The sequence below is a fragment of the Blastomonas sp. UPD001 genome, from assembly GCF_003426715.1.
Lineage (GTDB): Bacteria > Pseudomonadota > Alphaproteobacteria > Sphingomonadales > Sphingomonadaceae > Blastomonas.
The window spans coordinates 1,645,755-1,654,168 of the sequence record NZ_QKVT01000001.1 but is presented as its reverse complement, the minus strand read 5'-3'; the positions used below and the strand labels follow the sequence as shown (position 1 = coordinate 1,654,168).

Here is an 8,414-nt window from a genome sequence, read left to right as displayed (position 1 = left end):
GCGCATAATAGCCCAGTTCGAAGCGCACCTGATCGTTGCCCTTGCCGGTCGCGCCCGAGATCGGGAACACACGGTCCGCGCCCGCCGCGACCAGCTCGCTCGCGAAATGCTGCATCAGCTCGTCGTCGAGCAGGTCGCCCTTGTTGAGCGCGACCAGCCGGGGCTTCTCTTCCAGCCCCGCGCCGTAATTTTCCAACTCGCCATCGACGATGCGCATCGCCTCGACCGGATCGTCGCCGTTCGCGTCGATCAGATGGATCAGCACCTGGCAGCGCTCGATATGGCCGAGGAAGCGGTCGCCGATGCCTGCGCCTTCCGCCGCGCCCTCGATCAGCCCGGGAATATCGGCGAGCACGAATTCGCGGTTGCGGTGCCGCACCACGCCCAGCTGCGGGCGCAGCGTCGTGAACGGATAGTCGCCCACCTTGGCATGCGCATTGGTCACCTGGTTGATAAAGGTGGACTTGCCCGCATTGGGCAGGCCGACCAGCCCCGCATCGGCCATCAGCTTCAGCCGCAGCCATACCCACATTTCCTCGCCCGGCCAGCCCGGCCCGTGCTGACGCGGGGCGCGGTTGGTGCTGGTGGCATAGCTCAGGTTCCCGCGCCCGCCATCGCCGCCGCGCAGCAGCGTGATACGCTGGCCCGCATGGGTGAAATCGGCGAGCACGTCCTCCTTGTCCTCGGACAGGATCTGCGTGCCCACCGGCACCTTGATCACCAGATCGTCGCCGCCCGCGCCGGTGCGGTTGCGGCCCATGCCGCCGGTGCCGCGCTTCGCCTTGAAATGCTGGGTATAGCGAAAGTCGATCAGCGTATTGAGGCCGCTGACCGCTTCGAAGATGATGTCGCCACCCTTGCCGCCATTGCCGCCATCGGGGCCGCCATATTCGACATATTTTTCGCGGCGGAAGGACACCGCGCCCTGTCCGCCGGCACCCGAGCGAATGAAAATCTTGGCTTGATCGAGAAAATGCATGGCCGCGCCCCTAACGGAAAGCGCCGCGAAACGCCAGAGTAACCGAATCGGGGCTAGATGGGCGCGTCAGGATGACCGGGCAGCGCGTCGCATTTTACGCGCAGCCCCTTGCCTGACGCCTGAGAAATACGATATTCGAGACGACCTATGCACAGCACGACATTCCGTTCAGCGTCTCCCCGACGCCTCGCTGCCATCGTGGCAGGCGATGCAGGCCTTGTCGTGCGCGCCGGGCCCGATCGCGAGGACGATGACGGTCCGCCGGATATCGGCATCGCGGTCAAGACCCGCGCCAAGTCGAAAAAGCCCAGCCAGTACAAGGTGCTGATGCTGAACGACGATTACACCCCGATGGAATTCGTGGTGCTCGTGCTCAAGCGCTTCTTCAGCATGAATATGGACGAGGCGACCCGCGTCATGCTCCATGTCCACCAGAAGGGCGTCGGGGTGTGCGGCATCTTCACCTATGAGGTCGCCGAGACCAAGGTGAATCAGGTGATGGATTTCGCCCGGCAGAACCAGCACCCGCTGCAATGCACGCTCGAGAAGGTTTGACCTTCCGGGCCTTGCCCCCCTCTTGCACCAGCCCGCGCAGCCGCTAAACAGCGGCGATGGACAAGATCATCATTCGCGGCGGCAAGCCGCTCTCGGGCCGTATTCCCATTTCCGGAGCCAAGAACAGCGCGCTGACGCTGCTGCCCTGCGCGCTGCTGACCGACGAGCCGTTGACGCTGCGCAACCTGCCGCGGCTCGCCGATGTCGACAGCTTCGGCCATCTGCTCAACCAGCTCGGCGTCTCGACGATGATCGAGGGCGCGCGGCCCGAGGATTTCGGCCGGGTGATGACGCTGCGCGCGGGGCGGGTGACCTCGACCGTCGCCCCCTATGACATCGTTCGCAAGATGCGCGCGTCGATCCTGGTGCTGGGGCCGCTGCTCGCGCGCGCGGGCGAGGCGACCGTCTCGCTGCCCGGCGGCTGTGCGATCGGCAACCGCCCGATCGACCTCCACTTGAAGGCGCTCGAGGCGCTGGGCGCGGAGATCGAGATCACCGCAGGCTATGTCACCGCGCGCGCGCCCAAGGGCGGGCTGCCCGGCGGCGATTTTGGCTTCCCCGTGGTCTCGGTCGGTGCAACCGAGAACGCGCTGATGACCGCCGTGCTGTGCAAGGGCACGTCGACGCTGCGTAACGCCGCGCGCGAGCCCGAGATCGTCGACCTGTGCAACCTGCTCGTCGCGATGGGCGCGAAGATCGAGGGAATCGGCGGATCGACGCTGGTCATTCACGGCAAGGAGCGGCTGCACGGCGCGACCTATCGCGTAATGGCCGACCGGATCGAGGCGGGCAGCTATGCCTGCGCCGCCGCGATCACCGGCAGCGCGCTCGACCTGATCGGCGCCAAGCTCGACGAGATGGAGGCGACCGTCGCGGCCTTGCGCCAGGCGGGCGTGCATGTCGAGGAAATCGCCGACGGAATCGCGGTGCGCCCCAATGGCAAGCTGCAGGCGCTCACGCTTTCGACCGCGCCGTTCCCCGGCTTTGCCACCGACATGCAGGCGCAGTTCATGGCGATGCTGTGCCTCGCCGAGGGCGCGAGCGTGCTGACCGAGACGATCTTCGAGAACCGCTACATGCACGTGCCCGAACTGAACCGCATGGGCGCGCATATCGAGGTCAAGGGCCGCACCGCGGTGGTGCACGGCGTCGAGCGGATGGTCGGCGCGCCGGTCATGGCGACCGACCTGCGCGCCTCGATGAGCCTGATCATCGCCGGGCTTGCTGCCGAGGGCGAGACCGAGGCGGGGTTGAGCAAGCGGTGGTTCTGTAGCGGCCATTACCCACCCCCCACCCCTCCGTTTCAGGGAGGGGAGGCTCGTTGTGCGGCTTGACCGTCCTCGGCGCCACCGCGCCCCTCGATGACATCCCTTACCAGCCAAAGCCTTATCGCGCTCGCCAGATTGGGCGGCTGCTCCACCGCGATCCGCTCGACATCGATCCGCGCGACAAGCGCGTTGAGCGGCAGCCCGCGCGCTTCGGCGGCCGCTTTGAGCAGATCCCAGAACAGCGGCTCGAGGCTGATCGAGGTCATGTGCCCGGCAATCTGGATGCTGCGCTTGACCGGGCCGTGGAACAGGTCGTCGGGCGCGATGCTCATGCAGAGGGGTAAAGCCGGTTCATCTCGGCGACATTGTTGGCGATGATCTCCTCGAGCACGCCCATGTCCACCTGATCGAGCCGGTTGATGTACAGGCACGACTTTTCCATCTTGTGCTTGCCGAGCCGGCCCAGCAGCGCTTCCTGCTGCTGGGCGGCGGCATCGTCGCCATAGCCGCACATGAGGTAGATGCTGTGCTTGCCCTTGCGTGGCGAGAAGCCCGATCGGCACATGCTGCCGCTGCGGCCGCTCTCGTAGCGATAATGATATTCGCCGAAACCGATGATGCTCGGCCCCCACATTTTCGCGGGCTCGCCGGTAATGCGTTCGTACAGCGCCAGCAGCGTCTGCGCCTCTTCGCGCCGCCGCTCGGGCTCGAGCGCCGCGATATAGGCGGCGACATCCGCATCGGTCGCGACTGTCTTGTTCTGGGCCCCAGCCATCTTGCATCCCTCCACCTGACCGCCTAAAGGCTAGCACGTCTGATGGGGAGTAGCCAACCGGCGCCAGCCGGTCCGTGCGTCAACACACTTGGCCGAGAGGCCATGGCGCGCGGGTTTCCGGATCGAAGCGATCCGGCTTCCGGCAAGACCGATGACATCCGAACCCATTGTCCGGCCGGGCAGGGGGGAAGATGCCATTGTGTCGCCTGCTGCCCGGCCCTGAAAGTCTCGTCGGATGGAAGCCTTTCTTGCCTCGCTGTCGCTGGTCGCGCTCGCCGAAATGGGCGACAAGACCCAGCTGCTCGCCATTCTGCTCGCCGCGCGCCTGCGCAAGCCGGTGCCGATCATCGCGGGCATCTTCGCCGCGACGCTCGCCAACCATTTTTTCGCCGCGCTGCTGGGCCAGCAGGTCGCCGGCCTGCTCGACAGCCCCGCGTTCCGCTTTGCCATCGCCGGCGGCTTCATCGTCATGGGCCTGTGGGCGCTGATCCCCGACAAGTTCGATGAGAAGGAGGAACCCAAAAGGCGCGGGACGGGCGTTTTCCTCACCACATTGATCGCGTTCTTCCTGGTCGAGATGGGCGACAAGACCCAGATCGCCACCGCCGCGATGGGGGCGCATTACCAGAACGTATTCGCGGTCACCGCCGGGACGACGCTCGGCATGATGGTCGCCAATGTGCCTGCGGTGTTGCTGGGCCACAAGATCGAGCGTATCCTGCCGATCCGCGCGCTGCAGATCGGCGCGGCGCTGATGTTTGCTGGGCTGGGCATCTGGATCGGCGCGCAGACCGCGGGCTGGGTGTGATCGCGCTTGCCCCCATGCCCCCGCGCTGTTAGGCGGCGCGCGATCCCAATTTCCTGTAAGAAAGTCCGCTTGCATGACCCAATCGGTAAACCGCGTCGTTCTGGCCTTTTCGGGCGGTCTGGATACCAGCGTCATCCTCAAATGGCTGCAGCAGACCTACAACTGCGAAGTGGTGACCTTCACCGCCGATCTGGGCCAGGGCGAGGAGCTCGAGCCCGCGCGCGCCAAGGCGCAGATGATGGGCGTGAAGCCCGAGCATATCTTCATCGACGACCTGCGCGAGGAATTCGTGCGCGATTACGTCTTCCCGATGATGCGCGCCAATGCGCTGTACGAAGGCACCTATCTGCTCGGCACCTCGATCGCGCGGCCGCTGATCGCCAAGCGCCAGATCGAGATCGCGAGACAAGTCGGTGCCGATGCGGTCAGCCATGGCGCGACCGGCAAGGGCAACGATCAGGTGCGCTTCGAACTGGGCTATTATGCGCTCGACCCCGATGTGAAGGTGATCGCCCCCTGGCGCGAATGGGACCTGACCAGCCGCACCCGGCTGATCGAGTTTGCCGAGGCGCACCAGATCCCGGTCGCCAAGGACAAGCGCGGCGAAGCGCCGTTCTCGACCGACGCCAACCTGCTGCACACCTCGTCCGAGGGCAAGGTGCTCGAGGACCCGTGGGATGAAGTTCCCGATTATGTCTATTCGCGCACCCACCATCCCGAACAGGGGCCGGACACGCCGGAATATATCACGATCGATTTCGAGCGCGGCGATGGCGTCGCGCTGAACGGCGAGGGGATGAGCCCGGCGACGCTGCTGGCGAAGCTCAACGATCTGGGCAAGACGCACGGCATCGGGCGGCTTGATCTGGTCGAGAACCGCTTTGTCGGCATGAAGTCGCGCGGCATGTACGAGACGCCCGGCGGCACCATTTATCACATCGCGCATCGCGGTATCGAGCAGCTGACGCTCGATCGCGGCGCAGCGCACCTCAAGGACGAGCTCGCCCCGCGCTATGCCGAGCTGATCTATAACGGCCTGTGGTTCAGCCCCGAGCGCGAGATGCTGCAGGCAGCGATCGACCACAGCCAGAGCCATGTCACCGGCACCGTGCGGCTGAAGCTGTACAAGGGCAATGCCTGGGTCGTGGGCCGCAAGTCGCCCTATTCGCTGTACAGCGAGAAGGTCGTGACCTTCGAGGACGATGCGGGTGCCTATGACCAGAAGGATGCCGAGGGCTTCATCAAGCTCAACGCACTGCGTCTGCGGCTGCTGGGCCGCCGTCAGGGCTGAGCGCGGCGCATGGCGGGGCAGGGCGAAGGCAACAACCGCCTGCTGATGCAGGGCCTGACATATGCGGGGGCGCTGCCGTTCATCGCCGGCGCGCTCAGCCATGTCATCGGCTTTGGCGACGTCAACGCCGCCAACCTGACCTGCTACTGGGCGTTCACCATCCTGATGTTCATGGCGGGCACGCTCTGGGGCATCCAGGTGGTCGCGCCCGAGCGGGTGGCCCCGAACCTGTTCATCGCCAGCAATGCGGTGGTGCTGGGCACCTGCGCCGCCCTGTGGTTCGTGCCGTTCAACGAGGCGGCGCTGCTGTTCGCGCTGGGCTTCGGGGTGCTGTGGTGGCTCGACAAGCAGGCGGTGCGCGCCGGGGCGACCGATGCGGACTATGGCACCATGCGCAGCCGGGTGACGGGGATCGTGGTTGCGTGCCTGGTGGTCCTGGCCGTGGTGCCGATGGGGGTACTTGGCTGACAGGCTCTCGCATGCGTCCCTCGATTACGCTCGGGAACGCGGGAAGGGGAGCGGCGGCCTCCCGCTCTTCCGCTTGTCCCGAGCGAAGTCGAGGGACGTATTCACGAATCAGGCGAGCTCTTACAGCGCGAAAACCACCTTTGTTACGCCCCGATGAAACAATCGAACCGGCCCGGTTTAATCCATTGCTATCCACCATTTTATCCACAGCGAACCGGCGCCACCTGTGGATAACTCCCGCATTTTCGCTGGCTGCGACTCGGGTCTCGTGACACCTTCAAGAGGTCGGAAGGACAGACGGAAAGCAGACTGAAAGCCGGAAAACCAAGCGATTACAGAGATGTAAGGCGCGGGTTCGAAGGCCGGAGAGACTGCCCGGACCGGGACCTGGAAACAGGGATCGGAACGGAAGGAAGGCCGGTGTTATGCACAGGCTGGAAGGGATTGTCCCCAGGGCTCCGGAGCAGCGATGCATGGGAGTGCAAGGGACGGTCTGAAAAGGTTCGGATGGACGGACGATGATCGGCAGACAGGCATGGTGCGGGTTGCAAGACCTGGATGGAGCGGTCAGCCGGTGCGATGCCTCGGGGCAGGGCCTTAAGGCTCAGGACAATCGGTTAACGCGCATGGCTCTTCGGGGTGGTGTTGCTGGGGCCGGATGAACTGAACCGGACGGTGCAAGCCGGAGGTGTCAGGCAGAGCGCGGACTTGGGGCGAAGGTCTTCGGACCAGGGGCCTTCGGGCCAATCGACCCAAGCCTCGCGCGAAGCCGGACGCCTGAAAGGGTGATCGGGATCGAAGGCGGAGCCGAAGCAGAAATGCCGACGCAAAACCATCGACAGCCTGGAACGGACATGTCGGCCACACCGCTCGCGGCGCGGCAGACAGACCATCTTGAAGCGGGAAACCGCTTTCACGGGCGTCAGATCAACGATCCGCAAAGCCAGATCAGGCGCAGTGGGGGCCGACAGCGATGTCGGCCCCCGTTTTGCGTCCGGTCGGTGCGCGCGGCTTGCCGGCGCTTGAGGCCGCGCGGCGACGACGTTAGGCTCGGTCCGCGCAAAGCTGCGGTGGACAGACATCGCGAGGCGCCACAAGGGTTTTCGGGGGGATCAATGACAGGAAAGACATTTGCCTGGGTTGCAACGGCGCTGATGCTGCTGGCGCCCGCCGTGCCGAGTGCTGCCAGCGCGGCGACTCCGGCAGAGCTTGCGGCCGCCAAGCGTTATGTCGAAGGCATCTATGCCAAGCTGCCCGGCGATTTCGATTATCGTTCGGTGCGTTATGCACCCGCGCTCAAGGCGCTCATCGCCAAGGATGATGCCTGCGCCGAGGCAGGGGGCGGGATCTGCGTCATCGACACGGTGCCGTTCTGCGACTGCCAGGATACCAGCAGCGATTACAAGCTCGTCAGCAGCACGGTGGCGGCGAGGGGCGACACCGGTGCGCGCGTGACCGTGCAGATGCGCAATTTCGGCGCCACGCGCTATTCGGTCGATCTGGTGCTGATCAAGGGCCAATGGTTCGTCAGCGATATCGTCACGCCGACCACGCCGAGCTTTGCCGCGAAGCTGCGCAAGGGGCTGAAGTCAGGAGGCTGAAACAGGCGCGCCGCGTCAGCTTCCCACTGCCGGAGTCCAGACACCCGTCGCAAACAGCGCGCTGGCGGCGCGCGCCATGTTCCACAGCGCATAGGCGAGCAGCACCAGCAGCGCGGCAATGACCACGCCGCGCTGGCGTGCAAAGGCTCCAGCGAGCGTGCACGCGGCGAACAACGCCACGCCGAACATCAGTCGCGGCGTCCAGACCGCTGCCCAGACCTCGCTGATGCCGGCCAGCGCGCCGAGCAACAGCCAGACCATCGCGTTCGCGGCGAACACGCAGCCGAACACCACGCCGCGATGCGCCCAGAAATGCGCGTCGAGATCGATCGCCGTCTCCACCCCTTCTGCGGTGACGCGGGGGAACGTGATGCTGGCGGCGATATAGAAGGTCGCCGCGATGATCAGCCCGACCAGCAGCAGCGCCGGATTGAACGGCGCCGCGCGAAAGAAGACCCAGGCCTGGTTCCAGAAAGTCACCAGATCGACCGCCACGAACAGCGCGAGCAGCGGCGTCAGCCAGCCGAATCGCACGCGCTGCCGTTCGTGGAGCACGCGCGCGAAGCCGCCCACCAGTTCGGCGACCGACAGCCCGAGCAGCAGACCATAGAAGCTGAAGAAGAATTCGAAGGCGCTCATCGGAACCTTTGGCCGGGTACGGGCTGCGGC

10 protein-coding genes and 1 riboswitch are annotated in these 8,414 nt (G+C 65.4%); of the genes, 6 read left to right on the top strand and 4 right to left on the bottom strand.

What is annotated here, in order from left to right:
* The coding region (obgE, locus tag DM995_RS08445; RefSeq protein WP_116969133.1) for a GTPase ObgE at positions 1-979 on the bottom strand (979 nt) is incomplete at its 3' end.
* 198 nt (positions 980-1,177) lie between these two features.
* Here obgE and clpS point away from each other — a divergent pair.
* A complete protein-coding gene (gene clpS, locus DM995_RS08440) occupies positions 1,178-1,534 on the top strand; it encodes an ATP-dependent Clp protease adapter ClpS (protein WP_023836296.1) in 357 nt (118 codons plus the stop codon).
* A 56-nt stretch (positions 1,535-1,590) separates the two neighbouring features.
* Positions 1,591-2,868, top strand: coding sequence for a UDP-N-acetylglucosamine 1-carboxyvinyltransferase (gene murA / locus DM995_RS08435; protein ID WP_232824204.1), 1,278 nt, complete (start codon positions 1,591-1,593; stop codon positions 2,866-2,868).
* Here the strand turns inward: murA and DM995_RS08430 are convergent.
* Together DM995_RS08430 and DM995_RS08425 are read right to left on the bottom strand one after the other, a co-directional pair.
* On the bottom strand, positions 2,838-3,134 hold the full coding sequence (locus tag DM995_RS08430) for a ribbon-helix-helix domain-containing protein (RefSeq protein ID WP_116969131.1): 297 nt from the start codon (positions 3,132-3,134) through the stop codon (positions 2,838-2,840). The genes murA and DM995_RS08430 overlap by 31 nt on opposite strands.
* Positions 3,131-3,577, bottom strand: coding sequence for a DUF1801 domain-containing protein (locus DM995_RS08425; protein WP_116969130.1), 447 nt, complete (start codon positions 3,575-3,577; stop codon positions 3,131-3,133). Before DM995_RS08425 ends, DM995_RS08430 begins: the two co-directional genes overlap by 4 nt.
* A 38-nt stretch (positions 3,578-3,615) precedes the next feature.
* A riboswitch (yybP-ykoY riboswitch) is annotated at positions 3,616-3,805 on the top strand.
* A 7-nt stretch (positions 3,806-3,812) separates the two neighbouring features.
* On the opposite strand from DM995_RS08425, the gene DM995_RS08420 reads away from it, so the two are divergent.
* From DM995_RS08420 to DM995_RS21210, 4 genes are all read left to right on the top strand, one after another.
* Positions 3,813-4,385: a TMEM165/GDT1 family protein gene (locus tag DM995_RS08420; protein WP_116969129.1), complete on the top strand. Its 573-nt coding sequence runs from the start codon at positions 3,813-3,815 to the stop codon at positions 4,383-4,385.
* A 73-nt stretch (positions 4,386-4,458) separates the two neighbouring features.
* Positions 4,459-5,676, top strand: a complete 1,218-nt coding sequence (locus tag DM995_RS08415) for an argininosuccinate synthase (protein WP_116969128.1) — start codon at positions 4,459-4,461, stop codon at positions 5,674-5,676.
* A 9-nt stretch (positions 5,677-5,685) separates the two neighbouring features.
* The gene (locus DM995_RS08410) at positions 5,686-6,144 is read left to right on the top strand and encodes a DUF3429 domain-containing protein (RefSeq protein ID WP_116969127.1); all 459 of its coding nucleotides are present in this window, start codon (positions 5,686-5,688) and stop codon (positions 6,142-6,144) included.
* 1,115 nt (positions 6,145-7,259) lie between these two features.
* Positions 7,260-7,745, top strand: coding sequence for a YqhG/Tai3 family protein (locus tag DM995_RS21210; RefSeq protein ID WP_157973131.1), 486 nt, complete (start codon positions 7,260-7,262; stop codon positions 7,743-7,745).
* Positions 7,746-7,760: 15 nt separating this feature from the next.
* On the opposite strand, the gene DM995_RS08400 is transcribed toward DM995_RS21210, so the two are convergent.
* The coding region (locus DM995_RS08400) for a hypothetical protein (protein WP_232824202.1) at positions 7,761-8,414 on the bottom strand (654 nt) is incomplete at its 5' end.